The sequence below is a fragment of the Streptomyces sp. NPDC005761 genome (genome assembly GCF_040630635.1).
Classification (GTDB): domain Bacteria; phylum Actinomycetota; class Actinomycetes; order Streptomycetales; family Streptomycetaceae; genus Streptomyces.
In genome coordinates this window covers 41530-58237 of the sequence record NZ_JBEXXX010000004.1, presented here as the reverse complement: position 1 = coordinate 58237, position 16708 = coordinate 41530, and the positions used below count along the sequence as shown (strand labels likewise).

Here is a 16708-nt window from a genome sequence, read left to right as displayed (position 1 = left end):
GGCGCCGACTGCTCATCGTTCCTCCTCGCGGATCCGCTGGGCTCCGCGCAGCCGGGCGGGGGCGGCTCGCCGGTTCTCGGCGACCTCCTCCTCGGTGGGGAGCTCGGCGCCCCGGGTCAGCAGTTTGAGCCGCGGCTGGTAACGCTCGGGGACGACCGGCAGGCCCGGCGGTGCGGTGTTGGCCGCACCCGCCGCGAACACCTGCTTGACCAGCCGGTCCTCCAGCGAGTGGTACGACAGGACGGCGATGCGCCCGCCGACGGCGAGGCTCTGCACCGCGGCCGGAATCGCCCGCTCCAGCACGGTGAGCTCGCCGTTGACCTCGATGCGCAGCGCCTGGAAGGTGCGCTTGGCCGGGTTGCCGCCGGTGCGCTTGGCGGCCTGCGGCAGCGAGTCACGGATCAGTTCGACGAGCCGGGCACTGTTGGTGAACGGCTCCTTCTCCCGTTCACGCACGACGGCGGAGACGATCCGCTTGGCCTGCTTCTCCTCGCCGTACGCGCGCAGGATCCTGACCAGTTCGCCCGGCGGGTAGGTGTTGAGCACCTCGGCCGCGCCGATGCCGGTCGTCTGGTCCATGCGCATGTCGAGCGGGGCGTCCTGGGCGTACGCGAATCCACGGTCGGCCTCGTCCAGTTGCATGGAGGACACGCCGAGGTCGAAGAGGATGCCCTGGACCTTGGGGACGCCGAGGCGGGCGAGCACCTCGGGCAGTTCGTCGTAGACGGCGTGCACCAGCGTGGCACGGTCGCCGTACGGGGCGAGCCGCTCGCCGGAGAGCCGCAGCGCCTCCTTGTCCCGGTCGAGCGCGATCAGCCGGGCGGTGGGGAAGGCGGAGAGCAGCGCCTCGCTGTGTCCGCCGAGGCCCAGGGTGCAGTCGACGACCACGGGCGGCTGTGGGCCGGATGCCTCCAGAGCCGGGGCCAACAGGTCCAGGCACCGCTGGAGCATCACCGGGACGTGTCGGGTCTGGCTCATGCGCCCTCTCAGGCTCAGGTCCCGGGGCGCTGCACGTACGGCCTGGTCCCCGCCCGCTCGCGAAGGGGAGGCCCGCCGGCGCCGGGGAAGGGGCGTCAGCCGACCGGCAAGCGGGAGAGGGCCGGGCCGTACGTACGCCGCGCACACGGGGAAGACATCGGAATGTGCAGGGTGTCGGTAACTTCCCGTCACTTTAGTCCACCCTGCCATTCGATCGATTCCCGATCAATCAACCCGGCAGCGCGTCGGCCCCTCGCTTTCTTCACCCGGCCGAGTGACCGGGTGTGAGGCTTGTGGGTTACCTCACAACAAGCGTTGTTGACGTTCTTTGTCCGCTTCGACACCAAGCCCGGGGGACCTCCGACGGCTAACGTCTAGTCCATGTCGACTTCTGCGCACTCCCCTGCCGCGGGCCAGGCCCGCACCGGCGGCACCGTCACCGACCGCCTGGTCGAGGCGAACACCCAGTACGCCGCCGAGTTCAGCGATCCCGGTATGGACGCGAAGCCCGTGCTGCGCGTTGCCGTGGTCGCCTGCATGGACGCCCGGCTCGACCTGCACAAGGCGCTCGGCCTGGCACTCGGCGACTGTCACACCATCCGCAACGCGGGCGGTGTGGTCACCGACGACGTCATCCGCTCGCTGTCGATCAGTCAGCGGGCCCTCGGCACGCGCAGCGTGGTGCTGATCCACCACACCACCTGCGGCATGGAGTCGATCACCGAGGAGTTCCGCCGGGAACTGGAGATGGAGGTCGGCCAGCGGCCGGCCTGGGCCGTGGAGGCCTACACCGACGCCGACCAGGACGTGCGGCAGTCGATGCAGCGGGTCCGCACCTCGCCGTTCCTGCTGCACACCGATGACGTGCGCGGTTTCGTCTTCGACGTGACCACCGGTCTGCTGCGCGAGATCCTCCCGGCTTCCTGACCTTCCTGACCTTCCTGGCCCCGCGGGCGCCGGTCGGGCACATTTCCGCAGAGAAAATCCTCCTCAACCCGGCATATCGACCCTGGTTGTCCACAGGCGAGTGACACGAAGCGGTAACGGCAACAAGAATGCAGGGGTGGCACCCCGCCGGACCCCGTCCGGCGCGGTGTCCTGTTTCGGGGTGGGCCGGGCCGCACAAGGGCGCCGGCCCGTGACTGGGGAATCCCGTGCTCCTGGTGAGCGTGGGGCAGGGCCGAGGAGGGCCGGGTGACGACCTATGACGATCGAGCGAGCCTCACAGATCTGACCACCACAGCGGAGCGGGTGCGCAGGTCGGTGGAAGGTGTGATCGAGGGCAAGCCCGAGGTCGTCCGCCTTTCGCTGACCGTGCTGCTCGCGGAGGGTCATCTGCTGATCGAGGACGTCCCCGGGGTGGGCAAGACCATGCTGGCGAAGGCGCTCGCACGGTCCATCGACTGCTCGGTGCGACGCATTCAGTTCACGCCGGACCTGCTGCCCTCGGACATCACCGGTGTGTCCATCTTCGATCAGCAGCGCCGCGACTTCGAGTTCAAACCGGGCGCGATCTTCGCCCAGATCGTGATCGGCGACGAGATCAACCGGGCGTCGCCCAAGACCCAGTCCGCGCTCCTGGAGTCGATGGAGGAGCGCCAGGTCACCATCGACGGGCACACCTACGAGCTGCCCGACCCCTTCATGGTCGTGGCCACGCAGAACCCGGTGGAGATGGAGGGCACGTATCCGCTGCCCGAGGCCCAGCGCGACCGTTTCATGGCCCGGGTGTCGATCGGCTACCCCAGTGCCGAGGCCGAGCTGCAGATGCTGGACGTGCACGGCGGTGTCTCGCCGCTCGACGACCTCCAGCCGGTGGCGCACGCACACGACATCGTCAAGCTGATCGAGGCTGTGCGCGCGGTCCACGTCGCGGAGGCCGTCCGGCGTTACGCGGTCCAGCTCGTCGGAGCCACTCGGAACCACCCCGACCTCAGACTCGGCGCCTCACCGCGTGCCACCCTGCACCTGCTGCGCGCCGCCAAGGCCTCCGCCGCGCTGAGCGGCCGGGACTACTGCCTGCCGGACGACGTGCAGGCCCTCTCCGTCCCCGTGCTCGCCCACCGGCTGCTGCCCACCGCACAGGCCCAGCTGAACCGCCGCACCGCCGAACAGGTGGTCCAGGAGATCCTTCAGCAGACCCCCGTACCGACGGCTTCCGGCGGCGCGACCGTCCCGGCGCCCCAGCACCAGCCGGGCGCGGTGTACGGCGGCCGGCAGCAGCCCGGCGCACGGCGGCTCTGATGGCCGCCGGGGGGCCGCCCGCGATGGACGACAGCGACGACAGGGGCGGTCTCCGGGCCGCGCTGGGCGGGCTGACCACGCGCGGACGTTCCTTCCTCGCGGCCGGTGTCGCCGCCGCGGTCTGCGCCTACGTGCTGGGCCAGGGGGATCTGCTGCGGGTCGGCCTGCTGCTCGCCGTGCTGCCGCTGGTCTGTGTGACGGTGCTCTTCCGGACCCGCTATCAGGTCGCGGGCACCCGGCGGCTCTCACCGTCCCGGGTGCCGGCGGGCTCCGAGGCGCGGGTCCATCTACGGATGGACAACGTCTCGCGGCTGCCCACCGGTCTGCTCATGCTGCAGGACCGGGTGCCGTACGTCCTCGGGCCCCGGCCCCGGTTCGTCCTGGACCGGGTGGAGGCGGGCGGCCGGCGCGAGGTGTCCTACCGGGTGCGGTCCGATCTGCGCGGGCGCTACCCGCTCGGTCCCCTGCAGCTGCGGCTCAGCGATCCGTTCGGGATGTGTGAGCTGACGCGTTCGTTCAGCGCGTACGACACGCTCGTCGTCATCCCGCGGACCGAACCGCTGCCCCCCGTGCGGCTGGCGGGCGAGGCCTCCGGTTACGGCGAGGGGCGGCAGCGCTCGCTCGCGCTGGCGGGTGAGGACGACGTCATCCCGCGGGGCTACCGGCACGGCGACGACCTGCGGCGTGTCCACTGGCGCTCCACCGCGCGCTACGGCGAGCTGATGGTGCGCCGCGAGGAGCAGCCGCAGCGGGCCAGATGCACGGTGCTGCTGGACACCCGCCGGAGCGCCTACCAGGGCACGGGACCCGACTCGCCGTTCGAGTGGGCCGTTTCCGGCACGGCGTCCGCGCTGGTCCACATGCTGGAACGGGGCTTCGCGGTCCGGCTGCTGACGGACGACGGCACGGCCGTGCCGGGTGAGAGCGGTTTCGCGGGCTCCACCCAGAACTCGGCCGACTCGGCCGGACTGATGCTGGACACCCTCGCCGTCGTCGACCACTCCGACAGCGGCGGGCTCACCCGCGCGTACGACGTGCTCCGCGGCGGCGACGAGGGTCTCCTGATCGCCTTCCTCGGCGACCTCGACGACGAGCAGGCAGCGGTGGCGGCCCGGATGCGGCAGCGCAGCGGTGGTGCCGTCGCCTTCGTCCTGGACAGTGCCGCCTGGGCCCGCGGCGAATCGCCCGCCTCGGACGCGGCCTGCGAGCAGCGGCTCCGGCTGCTGCGCGAGTCGGGGTGGACAGCGGTACCGGTCCGGCCCGGCATGGATCTCGCCGGGCTGTGGCAGCAGGCGAGCCAACAGAGCTCGCTGACCCGGTCCGCCGGGATGGGCGGCACGGCGGACGGCACAACGGGCTTCTCCGGTGATTGGTCATGAGAGGACGGTCATGAGCGGTCATGGTCGGCTGGCGCTGTGCGCCTTCGCGGCGACGCTGATGGCAGCTGGTTCGATGCTGCCGCTGGTCGACCCCTACGCCTGGATAGTGCAGGCCGCGTTCCTGCTGGCCATCCAGTGCGGTGTGGGGGCGCTCGGCAGGCGGGTGCCCCTGCCGCGGGCGGCGACCGTCGCCGCCCAGGCGTTGGTCCTGGTGATTCTGCTGACCGTGGCGTTCGCGCGCGAGGAGGCGCTGGCCGGCTTCCTGCCCGGCCCGCAGTCGGTGCAGCGGCTCGCCGATCTGCTGACCGTGGGTGCGGACGACGTCGGGCGGTACGCGATCCCGGCACCGGACACGGCGGGCATCCGGCTGATGCTGGTGGGCGGCGTGCTGGTGATAGGACTCGCGGTGGACGCGCTGGCGGTCACCTTCCGCAGCGCCGCACCGGCCGGGCTGCCCCTGCTCGCCCTCTACTCCGTCGCCGCAGGCCTTTCCGACGGCGGCGCGGACTGGCTGTGGTTCCTGCTGGCCGCCTGCGGCTATCTGCTCCTCCTACTGGCCGAGGGACGGGACCGGCTCTCCCAGTGGGGGCGGGTCTTCGCCGGGGCCGCCGCGGCCCGGGGCAGGGGCCCGTCCTTCGGCATGGACGCCTCGGGCGGCGGGGCGTCGGCCCCCGTGCGCACCGGGCGGCGCATCGGCGCTTTCGCACTGGGCATCGCGCTCGTGGTGCCCGCGGCCCTGCCCACGCTCGACAGCGGACTGCTGGCCGGCACGGGAGCCGGCAACGGCAAGGGGGGTGGTGGCGGCACCATCTCCGCCGTCAACCCGCTGGTCTCGCTGCAGAACAACCTCAACCAGCCGGAGAACAGGGAGGTGATGTCGTATCGCACCAACTCGACCGGTGCGCAGGACTTCTACCTCCGCATCCTGGCCCTGGACCAGTTCAACGGGAACGAGTGGCGGGCTTCGACCCGTCGGCTGAAGGACGTACCGAAGCGGCTCCCGAACCCGCCCGGTCTGTCGCCGGACGTTGCCGTGACCGAGATCAGCACCAACATCTCCGCGTCCGGTTCGTACCGGCAGACGTACCTGCCGCTCCCCTACCCGGCGACCGAGGTGAGGGTCGACGGGCGCTGGCGGTTCGAACCCGAGGGCCGCACCCTCGTCGGTGACGACGGGCAGACGACCGGCGGTGCGCAGTACGGGGTCTCCAGCCTGATCGTGCAGCCGACGGCCGCCCAGCTCGCGGGCGCGGGCGAGGTCCCCGAAGCCCTGCTCCGCGAATACACCCAGGTGCCGGGCTCACTCCCCGAGGTGGTCAGGCAGACGGCCGACGAAGTGACGAAGGGGTCCGCCAACGCCTACGAGCAGGCGGTGAAGCTGCAGAACTTCTTCGCCTCCGACGGTGGCTTCACGTACGACACCTCGGTGAACTCGGGGACCGGCAGCGCAGCGATCGGCCGCTTCCTGAAGGACAGGCGGGGCTTTTGCGTCCACTTCTCGTTCACCATGGCCGCAATGGCCCGGACGCTGGGCATCCCTGCCCGCGTCGCCGTGGGCTTCACACCCGGCACAGCGCAGTCGAACGGGGCGATGTCCGTCGGTCTGCGCGATGCGCATGCCTGGCCGGAGCTGTATTTCGAGGGCATCGGGTGGACCCGCTTCGAGCCCACGCCGACGCGTGGTTCCCTGCCGTCATACACCCTGCCGGACACGCCTTCCGGTGACTCCGCAGATCCGGCACGGCCGGAGGCGGAGGCCTCGGCAGCGGTGCCGGTCGCACCGTCCGCCTCGGACGACTGCCCGGCGCAGACGCGCCGACAGGGCGACTGCGGCAGTTCGGCGCTTCCGGGGGCCGCGGAGCCCACGGACACGGGGACGTCGGCGGGCGCCGTACTCGGAGTGGTCCTGGTGGCCGGGCTCGTCCTGCTGCTCCCCCTGCTGCCGATGTTCTGGCGCATGCGGGTACGGGCCCGGCGGCTGGGCTCCTCCACCGGGCGCACCCCGGCGGACGCCACCGCGAGAACACTGGCGGCCTGGCAGGAGATCACTGATACCGCCTGGGACCACGGCATCGAGCCCGACGAGTCGCTGACCCCGCGAAGGGCAGCGGCCCGCGTGGTGCGGGTGGGTGAGCTGGACGCCGAGGTGGCCGAGGCGGTGCACCGGTTGGCGGGCGCGGTGGAGCAGGTGCTCTACGCGCCGCAGCCACGGCCGGTGTCCGGGCTCGCGGAGGATGCGCAGGCCGTACGGGCGGGCCTCCGGGCCTCCGTCGGACGGTTCGCCCGGTTCCGCGCCGTAGTCGCACCGCCCTCGGCCATACGGGTGGTGTGGGCGGTCTCGGAGCGCCGGGCGGCGCTGGCCGATCGGTGGCGGGCACCGCAGCGACCGGCGTGGTTGCGGCGCCCCTCCCGCCAGCAGGGCTGACGCCTCGGCCCGCCGTCCCCACGGGCCGGCCCGGGTCATCGGCCGGTGGGCACCAGAGCCCCGGCCCGTGGGCGGGTGCGGGTGGACGGTCCCAGGCGGGTGGGGGACGGAGGCGGCTCGCAGGGCCGCAGGACCGCAGGACCGCAGGACCGCAGGACCGCAGGCGGAGCATCGCCCCCTGTGCCGGGGCATGGGTGAGGGGCGGTCGCAGAAATGCGACCGCCCCTCACCCATAAGTGTTCCGAGCGCTTACTGACCCTGCTCGTCACGGCGGCGCTGCCACCGCTGTTCGATCCGGTTCATCACGGACCGGCGCTGTCTCGGCTGTCGGCGTGTCCCCGCACCACCTGCGCGGACTGCCTGCTGCTCGCCCGGTTTCGGCGCTTTGCGCCAACCCGTCACCGCGAGCACCGCGCAGCCCAGCATGACGAGGAACCCCACCACGCTGATCCAGATCTGCTGGGCGACCATTCCGGCCATGAGGAGCGCGATTCCCACCAGGAAGCCAGCAACTGCCTGGTAGACCCGTCGCCGGGTGTATGTACGCAGCCCACTTCCCTCGAGCGCTGTCGCGAACTTGGGATCTTCGGCGTACAGCGCTCGCTCCATTTGCTCGAGCATTCGCTGCTCGTGCTCCGAGAGCGGCACGGAGTCCTCCTCGTCGTCGGCCGCGGGGGGCGGCCGGTATGCGGCCCTTCCAGGATAGGCAGGGAATCGCCCCCGTGAAACCCGCCCTCATTGCCAATCAGCCAGTCCGGGCCGCCACGACGGCTCAGCTGCTGAGGCGTTGATTCCCCAACCTCCGATCCGTCATGCCGGATGGTGTCCCCCGATCATACGGGGCCAAGGCCCTGATCGGGGCTGCTGGGGCGTACTCCGTCTGCAGCTGCGTTGCTGATCAGCCACGCTGCCGTCGTGATCCGGCCGGTGGCTCAGGCCCGCCTGGTGCCCAGGACGTGCAGCTGGGTCGCCACCGCGTGGAACGCGGGCAGCTCGGCGGCGGCCGTCTCCAGCTTGAGCAGGGCCTCCATCGCACCGGGCTCGGTGTCCACCAGGACGCCCGGGACCAGGTCGGCGAAGACGCGTACACCGTGGACCGCGCCGACCTCGACGTCCGCGGCCTCGACGAGCCCGGTGAGCTGCTCCGCCGTGTACCGCCGGGGCACCGGGTCGCCCTCGCCCCAGCGGCCGGCCGGGTCGTCGAGCGCGTGGCGGGCCTCGGTGAAGTGACCGGCGAGCGCCCGGGCCAGGACCGCGCCGCCGAGCCCGGCGGCGAGCAGACTGAGCGCACCGGACGGACGAAGCGCCTCCACCGCGTGCCGCACACCCTCGGCGGGGTCGTCCACGTACTCCAGGACTCCGTGGCAGAGCACCGCGTCGAAGCCCCCGCGCCCGACCACGTCGAACAGGCCGAGGATGTCGCCCTGGACCCCGAGGACCCGGTCGGCGACCCCGGCCTCGGCCGCACGGCGCTCCAGCGCGAACAGCGCGTTGGGGCTGGGGTCGACCACGGTGACCCGGTGGCCCAGCCGGGCGACGGGCACGGCGAAGTTGCCCGTGCCGCCGCCGGTGTCCAGTACGTCCAGGGCGTCCCTGCCGGTTGCCTTGACCTGGCGGTCGAGAGCGTCCTTGAGGACCTCCCAGACCACAGCGGTACGGAGGGAGGCGCGGGGGCGCAGCTGGTCCGACACGGCAGTTGACTCCTCGGCACGGTGCCGCCGCTGAGGGCGGAGCGTGAACAGCGCAGGTGATAGGTCCCGTCCACCCTATTGCCTCGCGCCACCGTCTCCGTCATCCCGTATCGGGCCGCTCCGCGCGGGGTTGCGGAAGGACCGGCTGGAGCACCAGCAGCCGCTCCACCAGGCGGAGGAACATCGCCGCGTCGCGCAGGAGGTCGTCCGCGTCCCGCCGGCCCGCCGCACCGGGTATACCGGCCTCCGCCCGGGCGCGGCGACGGGCACCTGAGGCGAAGAGCGCGCTCCACTCGGTGAGCTCGGGGGCGATTTCCGGGAGGACCTCCCAGGCGCTGCGGATCCGCTCCCGGCGGCGCCGGGAGGTCTCGGGGCGCCCGCGGACGGCGAGCACCGCTGCTGCGGTGCGCAGCGCGGCGAGGTGGGCGGTGGCATAGCGCTCGTTCGGCACGTCGAGAACAGCTGCCTCTTCGAGGCCGGCGCGGGCCTGGGCGAGGAGATCGAGGGCGGCGGGCGGCGCCGTGGCACGCCGGAGTACGGGGTGGACGTCGTGCGCCGGACCGGTCGGTGAGGGGGCAGGGCCGTCTGCGCGGCGTCGCGGAGCGGCTGCTGCGGACGAGTGGGCCATGACAGAACCTCCTGTCTCGTAACGGCTTCGTGGCCGTCTGTGTCCATCGTGACGGCCCCCACTGACAGTCGGCCCGGCACCCTCTCCGACCTGGCCTTTTGCTTCAGCCGCACGTTCGGGCTACCTTTTTGTACTGACCAGTCAGTACAGACGAAGGACGGGGAGGGTCTGTGGACAGCCTGGACAGCCCGCACGGAGCAGCTGTCACCGCCGACGGCCTGGGCCTCGAAGGGCCGCGCGGATGGACATTCCGGGATGTGACGTTCAGCGCCGCCCCAGGGTCCCTGGTCGCGATCGAGGGACCGTCCGGCTCGGGCCGCACCTGCCTGCTGCTCGCCCTCACCGGACGGATGCGCCCCACCGAGGGCGAGGCGGCGACCGGCGGCCTGCGCCTCCCGCGCAGGGCGGCCGCCGTACGACGGATCGCGGCCCTGGGACCGGTGCCAGGGGTCAGCGAACTCGACCCGGCGCTCACGGTCGCCGAGCACCTGCGCGAACGCGCCCTGTTGCAGCGCCGCTTCGGCGGCTCGCTGCGCGCCCTGCTGCGGCCCCGCCGCGAGCGCGCCGCCACGGCACGGGCCCGGATCGACGCCGCGCTGGAGGCTGCCGGGCTCGACCCGGCCACGCTGCCCAAGGCCGAGCGGACCTCCGTGCGTGATCTGGAGAGGCTGGAGGCACTGCGGCTCTCCGTCGCCCTCGCGCTGATCGGTCGGCCGCGGCTGCTCGCGGTCGACGACACCGATCTCAAGCTCTCCGACGCGGAACGAGCCGAGGCCTGGGAGCTGCTGCGCTCCCTCGCCGCCGGCGGCACGACCGTACTGGCGGTGTGCAGTCAGGCTCCCGAGGACGCCGTGACCGTACGCACCGGCACCACCGGAACGGCAGGCTCCACAGCCCCCACCGAAACGGCCGCCCCCTCAGACACCACCGGCACCGCCGCAGCAACAGACCCCACAGACACCACCGGCACCACCACAGCCGTGGACCCCGCCGACAACACCGGGGAGCCCGCTTCGCCGGCAGCCCCGGCACACGACGAAGGGACGGCCGATGCGTTCGCCGAGACTGGCCGCGCTTGAGCTCCGGCGTTTCGGCAGGGGAAAGCTGCCGCGCGCCGCACTGGCCGCGCTCCTGCTGCTGCCCCTGCTCTACGGCGCCCTGTACCTGTGGTCCTTCTGGGACCCCTACGGACGACTGGACCGCATTCCGGTCGCCCTGGTCAACGACGACAAGGGCGCCACCGCCGCAGGCAAGCGCGTCGCGGCCGGGGACGAGATCACCGGCAAGCTGCTCGACTCCAAGGTCTTCGAGTGGCACGAGGTCAGCGCCGCCGAGGCCGGGAAGGGCGTCGAGGACGGCACGTACTACCTCTCGCTGACCATGCCCTCCGACTTCAGCAGCCGCATCGCCTCCAGCGCCGGTGACTCCCCCGAGACGGGTGCGCTCCAGGTGCGCACCAACGACGCGAACAACTACATCGTCGGCCAGATCTCCCGGACGGTGTTCTCCGAGGTCCGCACCGCCGCGTCGGCCAACGCCTCCCGCGGCTTCCTCGACCGGATCTTCATCAACTTCTCCGATCTCCACGACGCGACGGCGAAGGCGGCCAAGGGCGCAGCAGACCTCGAGGGCGGGATCGTCAAGGCGAAGAAGGGCTCGAAGGACCTCGAGGGCGGGATCGTCAAGGCGAAGAAGGGCTCGAAGGACCTCGCGGACGGGCTGAAGGACGCGAAGGCGGGCAGCGGCCGGCTGGCCACCGGCATCGTGCGGCTGGACAAGGGCGCAGGTGATCTGGAGACCGGCTCACGCCAGGTCGCGGACGGCACCCAGCTCCTCGCCGACAAGGTCAACGGAGTGGCATCCGACGTCCGTCCGTTCCTGAAGGACAACGGCAAGGCGATCGGCGACACGGCCCGGCTCGTCGCCGACTCCTCGCAGACCGTGCGGGACAACCTCGACCTGCTGGTGAAGGCGGCGCCCACCGCCGCCACGGCCGCCCACGCGGCCTCCGACGACCTCACCGCGGTCCACCGCGAGCGGTGCGTGGAGCAGCCGCTCCCCGATGCCACCGTCTGCGCACCGCTGAAGCGGGCCGTGACGGCGGCGGCCGACGTCGCCGCCGTGGCCGACGACGTGAACGTCCTGGTCAAGAACCAGAACGGGGACCTCAAGAAGCTGCGCGGCCGGCTGACCACCCTGCAGCAGCAGGCCGACGCGCTCGCCGAGCGCTCGCCGCACCTGGACGAGGACCTGGAGAGCGCCGTCAAGAAGGTCAACGCGCTCAACACCGGCGCCCACAAGGTCGCCAAGGGCGCGGACCAGCTGCACACCGGCCTGGCCACGGCCAAGTCGGGCTCCGCGGAGCTCAATACCGGGGTCGGTGACCTCAAGAAGGGCGCGACGAGCCTGGACAGCGGGATGATCCGGCTCGGCGACGGTTCGGCCACGCTGGCCAAGGGGCTCGACGACGGCGCCGGCAAGATCCCCGACTACGGCAAGAAGGACCGAGACGCCCGTACGGAGGTCATGGCCGACCCCGTGCAGCTCGCCTCCCGGTCACTGCACGCTGCCCCCAACTACGGCACCGGCTTCGCCCCCTACTTCATCCCGCTCTCCCTCTGGGTCGGCGCGATGGTGGCGTACATGCTCATCCAGCCGCTGAACCGGCGCGCCCTGGCAGCGGGGGCGCCCGCCTGGCGGATCGCCCTCGCGGGCTGGCTGCCGGTGGCCGCGATCGGCGTGCTCCAGGTGGCCGCGCTGATGTCCGTACTGCACTGGGGGCTCGGGCTGCAGATGGCACACGCGGCCGGGACCATCGGCTTCCTGGCACTGGTCACCTGCTGCTTCGGCGCGATCGTGCAGTGGCTGAACGCCCGCTTCGGGGCGGCGGGCCGCATCCTCGTCCTCGCGGTGCTGATGCTCCAGCTGACCTCGGCCGGCGGCACGTACCCCGTACAGACGAGTCCGGGCTTCTTCAACGCGATCCATCCGTACCTCCCGATGAGCTACGTCGTCGAGGGCCTGCGTCGGCTGATCACGGGCGGCGGACTCGGTCCCGTCTGGCAGGGCTGTGCGGTGCTGCTTGCCTTCACCGCCGGGGCCCTCGCGCTGACCGCCCTGTCCGCGCGCCGCAAGCAGGTGTGGACCCTGGACCGGCTGCACCCGGAGCTGAGTCTGTGAGTGCTCCTGGACCTGTGAGAATCAGCAGCATGGAAAGCAGTAGCACCACACGCCGCCAGGCGACCCGGCAGAAGCTCTACGAAGCGGCCGTGACCCTCATCGCCGAGAAGGGGTTCTCGGCCACCACGGTGGACGAGATCGCCGAGCGTGCCGGGGTCGCCAAGGGCACGGTGTACTACAACTTCAAGAGCAAGACCGAGCTCTTCGAGGAGCTGTTGCGCCACGGAGTCGGCCTGCTCACCTCCTCGCTGCGCTCCGCGGCGGAGGAGACCGACGAGCGTGGTGGCAGCCGGGTCGAGGCGCTGGACGCCATGATCAGGGCCGGTCTGGCCTTCATCGACCGCTATCCGGCCTTCACCCAGCTGTACGTGGCCGAGCTGTGGCGCACCAACCGCGCCTGGCAGGCCACCCTGCTGGTGGTGCGCCAGGAGGCGGTCGCCGTGGTCGAGGGCGTCCTCAGGGAGGGCGTGGCGGGCGGCGAGCTCAGCGAGGAGATCGACATCCCGCTGACGGCGGCCGCCCTGGTCGGCATGGTGCTGGTGGCCGCGCTGGACTGGCAGGCGTTCCAGCCGGAGCGGTCGATCGACGACGTGCACTCCGCGCTGTCCCTGCTGCTGCACGGGCGGGTCAGCGGGCGCTGACCCCGGCTCCGCCCGCACGCGGGACGCACGAAGGCGCCGGTCCGACGGGGCTCGATCCCCCCGAGCCTCGCCTGACCGGCGCCTTCCGTGCCTGCCGGAGAACCTTCCCCCGTGACCCCCGTGTTCCCCCGTGGTCCCGAGTCCTCCGCCGTGCACCCCCGTTCGGAAAGGAGTGCCGCGCCCGCTCCGCCGCCCCGTGCCGGCGGTACCGGCGCAGCGCCCCTTCCGTGGTCCCCACTCTGCCGTCCCCGCAGGTCGCGGCCCATCCGCGCCGCTACTCATCTCACCCCGTAGGTACGGGTACTCAGGGCTGCGTACCCGCACCCTCCCGGACCGGTGCACCACCTGGTTACGATCACCCCCGTGTCCGTACTCCCCCTGGTGTTCACAAGCGGCTGGGCAAGCGGGATCAACGCCTACGCGGTGGTCCTGCTCCTCGGCATCTTCGGCGCGACCGGTGTCACCGACGAGGTGCCCGCCTCGCTGCAGCGAACCGACGTCCTCGTCGTGGCCGGTGTGCTCTTCCTGTGCGAGGTGGTGGCCGACAAGATCCCGTACGTGGACTCGGTCTGGGACACGGCGCACACCGTCATCAGGCCGCTCGCCGGGGCGGTGGTGGCGGCGCTGCTGGCGGGTGAGAGCGGGTCGCTGCCGGAACTCGCCGCCGGGGCCGTCGGCGGGTCCACCGCGCTGATGAGCCATCTGGTGAAGGCGGGCACCAGGATGGCGGTCAACACCTCCCCCGAGCCCTTCAGCAATATCGCGGTGAGCATCGCCGAGGACCTCGGGGTCGCCGGGGTCGTCACGTTCGCCATATTCCATCCGTGGATCGCGGCGGGCATCGCCGCGGCGCTGCTCCTGCTCGGCCTGGTGATACTGGTCTTCCTGGCCTCCCGGATCCGCCGCTTCCTGCGCCGCAGGGCACAGCGGCGCGAGGAGAAGCGCCTGGCCGGATCCGGTGCCCGTTGGCCTGACGGCTGAGCTGTCGGCAGCGGCCGTTAAAGTCGCAGCCATGGCACGTATTGCGGTGATCGGCGCCGGGCTGGGCGCGATGTCGGCGGCGGCCCGGCTGGCCGTGGCAGGCCACCGGGTGACGGTGTACGAGCGGTCGGAGACGTTCGGCGGTTCCGTGGGCCGTCATGCCCTGCACGGCTTCGCGTTCGACACGGGCCCCGGTCTGCTCCATCTGCCCGCCGTCTACCGCGACCTGTTCGTGAAGACGGGCAAGGAGCCGCTGGAGCGGTGCGTCACCCTGACCCAGGTCGACCCGGCGAGCCGTCATGTCTTCGCGGACGGCACCGACGTCTCCCTGCCGAACGCCTCGCGGGCCGGCGTCGTCTCGGCCCTGGACGGCGCGCTCGGCAAGGGCGCGGGCGCAAGCTGGGGGGAGTTCCTCGACCGGGCCGGGGACGCGTGGGACCGGTCCCGACGGCCGCTGCTGGAGGAGCCCCTGCGCCCCGACTGGCAGGTCCTGACCCGCGATCCGTATCCGGCGACCGTACGGCGGCGGCTGCTGCGCCCCGCGCTTCGGGCAGGCACGGTGACGGAGATCGGTTCCTGGGAGCTGACGGATCCCCGGCTGGCCGCCCTGCTGGACGGGTACGCGCTGTCGTACGGCCTCGATCCGCTGCACGCCCCGGCGAGCACGGCCCTGCTGCCGTACATGGAGGAGACGTTCGGCAGTTGGTACGTCTCCGGTGGCATGCGGGCGCTGGCGCAGGCGGTGTACGAACGGTGTCTGGCCCGGAACGTGGAGTTCGTGTTCGGCGCGGAGGTGTCCCGGGTCCTGGAGAAGGACGGCCGGGCGGCAGGCGTGGAGCTGACGGACGGCACGGTCGCCCAGGCGGCCCACGTGGTGCTGGGGGCCCGGCCGCACCCGGGCCTGATGCCCGCTCAGGAGCTCTGGCAGGACGGCGATGTGACGGTGCAGCCCCGGCCGGCGGGCTCCGCGCCGACGGGCCGGTTCCTGGTTCTGCTGTCGCTGCGCGGCGCCCGGCCCGCGGACGCGGTGCACCGGACACTGGTGCATCCGGCGGACGGCGCGGACGAGCGCGAGGCGGTGTTCGGCGGCCGGCTCGCCGCGCGCCCCACGGTGACGGTGCTGCGTCCCGACGATCCGTCGACCCGTCCGGACGGGGTCCACGAGGCGGTGACGCTGACGGCGACGGTGGCCCCGCACGGCCCGGTGGACTGGACGGACGAGGCACTGCGCGCGCGGTATGCGGACACCCTGATCGACACCGCGAGCGCCGCCCTGCCCGGCCTGCGGGACCGGGTGCTGCACATGGAGGTGCGGACGCCCGCGGAGTCCGCGGCCGAGACGGGCGCGCCGGGTGGTGCGGTTCCCGCGCCCGCGCTGGCGGGTGCCGGGGGCGGCTGGCTCCACGCGGGCAACCGCACGCGGCTGCCGGGACTGCTCCTGGCGGGCGGCTGGTCGCACCCGGGCGGCGGTCCGGCGCACGCGGGGATGTCCGGGGCGCTGGTCGCGGGGATCATCGTCGAAGGGGAGGGGTTCCGCGGGTCGCAGTAGGGACCCGGGCGAGGGCGGGGCGCGGCCCGACGAGCCGGCCCGCCCGGGAGTCAGTAGCGGTACTGCTCGTTGTAGCCCGTGTCGTAGCCACTCGGGTACGGCGCCGGCTGGGTCTGCTGCTCCGGAGGCATCGGCGGGTACTGCTCGCCCTCGCGCTGCTGCGGCACCCACACGCCGCCCGGCGGGGTCTCGGAGGCGTACGGCTGGGGCTGCGCGTACGGGTCGGCGAACTGCTGGCCGCCGCCGTAGCTGTCGTAGTTCCCGTCGTTCCCGTACGTGTCGTACGTGCCGTACTGCGGGGTGCTCGCGGTGGTGCCGATGTACGGGTCGGAGTAGGCGGCGTACTGCTGCTGGTCCGTACCGTAGTCGTACTGGCCCGTTCCCGCGTAGGTGTCCTGGCCGGCTCCCGCATAAGGCGTTTCCTGGCCCTGCGCCGGGTACGCGGAGTAGTCGGTGTACGGGTCGTACGCGGCGTACTGCGGCTGTTCCTGGGGCTGTTGGGGCTGTTCCTGCCGGCGGGGTTCGGTGTAGACGCCGTACTGGCCGGTGTCGTCCGGCAGCGGCTCCGGAGCGTAGACGGCGGCCGGCCCGGGCTGTGGTGCGGCCTCCGGCTGGGGCGGCGCCTGGTGGTCGTACTCCACCTCCAGGTCCGAGACCTGCAGCGTGGGTTCGCGGTCGGCGCCGGCGCCGCGGCGCCGGCGGCTCTCCCCGGGGCTGCCCCCTATGGCCCAGCCCGTCGAGAAACCGCGGCGGAAGGAGAGCGTGACGTAGGTCTGGCCCGTCGCGAACGCGATCGCGCCGACGGCGATGACGAACACGGACGGCATCAGGACACCGATGACGACACCGACGAAGCCGGTGAAGGCGAGCAGGCGCCAGCGCAGGCGTGCCTTGTACTGCAACAGCACCTCACCGAGCAGCCACAGCGCAACGATGCCGAACGCGATGTAGAGGACCGTCCAGCCCATGCCCGCCCCCTTCTACGGCCACCGCCCCGGGTCGCGGCGGGTAC

General features: G+C 72.3%; 14 protein-coding genes. 9 read left to right on the top strand and 5 right to left on the bottom strand.

Going from position 1 to position 16708, the window contains the following annotated elements; genetic code table 11:
* Window positions 1-12: 12 nt before the first annotated feature.
* Window positions 13-978, bottom strand: coding sequence for a 16S rRNA (cytosine(1402)-N(4))-methyltransferase RsmH (gene rsmH, locus ABZ434_RS05595; protein ID WP_359132329.1), 966 nt, complete (start codon window positions 976-978; stop codon window positions 13-15).
* Window positions 979-1359: 381 nt separating this feature from the next.
* Between rsmH and ABZ434_RS05590 the strand changes: the two genes are divergently transcribed.
* From ABZ434_RS05590 to ABZ434_RS05575, 4 genes are all read left to right on the top strand, one after another.
* Entirely contained in the window at window positions 1360-1905 is a 546-nt protein-coding gene (locus tag ABZ434_RS05590) for a carbonic anhydrase (RefSeq protein WP_359132327.1), read from the top strand.
* Window positions 1906-2172: 267 nt separating this feature from the next.
* Window positions 2173-3222, top strand: a complete 1050-nt coding sequence (locus tag ABZ434_RS05585; RefSeq protein ID WP_359132324.1) for a MoxR family ATPase — start codon at window positions 2173-2175, stop codon at window positions 3220-3222.
* Window positions 3222-4601, top strand: coding sequence for a DUF58 domain-containing protein (locus ABZ434_RS05580; protein WP_359132322.1), 1380 nt, complete (start codon window positions 3222-3224; stop codon window positions 4599-4601). The genes ABZ434_RS05585 and ABZ434_RS05580 overlap by 1 nt, the downstream gene beginning before the upstream one ends.
* Before the next feature lie 10 nt (window positions 4602-4611).
* Window positions 4612-7026: a DUF3488 and transglutaminase-like domain-containing protein gene (locus ABZ434_RS05575; RefSeq protein WP_359132320.1), complete on the top strand. Its 2415-nt coding sequence runs from the start codon at window positions 4612-4614 to the stop codon at window positions 7024-7026.
* Between the two features lie 249 nt (window positions 7027-7275).
* Here the strand turns inward: ABZ434_RS05575 and ABZ434_RS05570 are convergent, their stop codons facing one another.
* From ABZ434_RS05570 to ABZ434_RS05560, 3 genes are all read right to left on the bottom strand, one after another.
* Window positions 7276-7674: a DUF3040 domain-containing protein gene (locus ABZ434_RS05570; RefSeq protein WP_359132318.1), complete on the bottom strand. Its 399-nt coding sequence runs from the start codon at window positions 7672-7674 to the stop codon at window positions 7276-7278.
* Window positions 7675-7958: 284 nt separating this feature from the next.
* Window positions 7959-8717, bottom strand: coding sequence for a methyltransferase (locus ABZ434_RS05565; RefSeq protein WP_359132315.1), 759 nt, complete (start codon window positions 8715-8717; stop codon window positions 7959-7961).
* Window positions 8718-8817: 100 nt separating this feature from the next.
* A complete protein-coding gene (locus tag ABZ434_RS05560) occupies window positions 8818-9345 on the bottom strand; it encodes an SAV_6107 family HEPN domain-containing protein (protein WP_359132312.1) in 528 nt (175 codons plus the stop codon).
* A 179-nt stretch (window positions 9346-9524) separates the two neighbouring features.
* On the opposite strand from ABZ434_RS05560, the gene ABZ434_RS05555 reads away from it, so the two are divergent.
* The 5 genes from ABZ434_RS05555 (at window position 9525) to ABZ434_RS05535 (ending at window position 15696) form a co-directional block, all read left to right on the top strand.
* The gene (locus ABZ434_RS05555; RefSeq protein WP_359132559.1) at window positions 9525-10424 is read left to right on the top strand and encodes an ATP-binding cassette domain-containing protein; all 900 of its coding nucleotides are present in this window, start codon (window positions 9525-9527) and stop codon (window positions 10422-10424) included.
* Window positions 10396-12525: a YhgE/Pip domain-containing protein gene (locus ABZ434_RS05550; RefSeq protein WP_359132310.1), complete on the top strand. Its 2130-nt coding sequence runs from the start codon at window positions 10396-10398 to the stop codon at window positions 12523-12525. Before ABZ434_RS05555 ends, ABZ434_RS05550 begins: the two co-directional genes overlap by 29 nt.
* A 29-nt stretch (window positions 12526-12554) precedes the next feature.
* On the top strand, window positions 12555-13166 hold the full coding sequence (locus ABZ434_RS05545) for a TetR/AcrR family transcriptional regulator (RefSeq protein ID WP_266777756.1): 612 nt from the start codon (window positions 12555-12557) through the stop codon (window positions 13164-13166).
* Window positions 13167-13529: 363 nt separating this feature from the next.
* Window positions 13530-14147 carry a DUF4126 domain-containing protein gene (locus ABZ434_RS05540; protein WP_359132308.1) on the top strand — a complete coding sequence of 206 codons (618 nt, stop codon included), beginning with the start codon at window positions 13530-13532 and terminating at the stop codon, window positions 14145-14147.
* 31 nt (window positions 14148-14178) lie between these two features.
* The gene (locus tag ABZ434_RS05535) at window positions 14179-15696 is read left to right on the top strand and encodes an NAD(P)/FAD-dependent oxidoreductase (RefSeq protein ID WP_359132306.1); all 1518 of its coding nucleotides are present in this window, start codon (window positions 14179-14181) and stop codon (window positions 15694-15696) included.
* A 50-nt stretch (window positions 15697-15746) separates the two neighbouring features.
* On the opposite strand, the gene ABZ434_RS05530 is transcribed toward ABZ434_RS05535, so the two are convergent.
* Entirely contained in the window at window positions 15747-16664 is a 918-nt protein-coding gene (locus ABZ434_RS05530; protein ID WP_359132304.1) for a hypothetical protein, read from the bottom strand.
* Window positions 16665-16708: the final 44 nt, after the last annotated feature.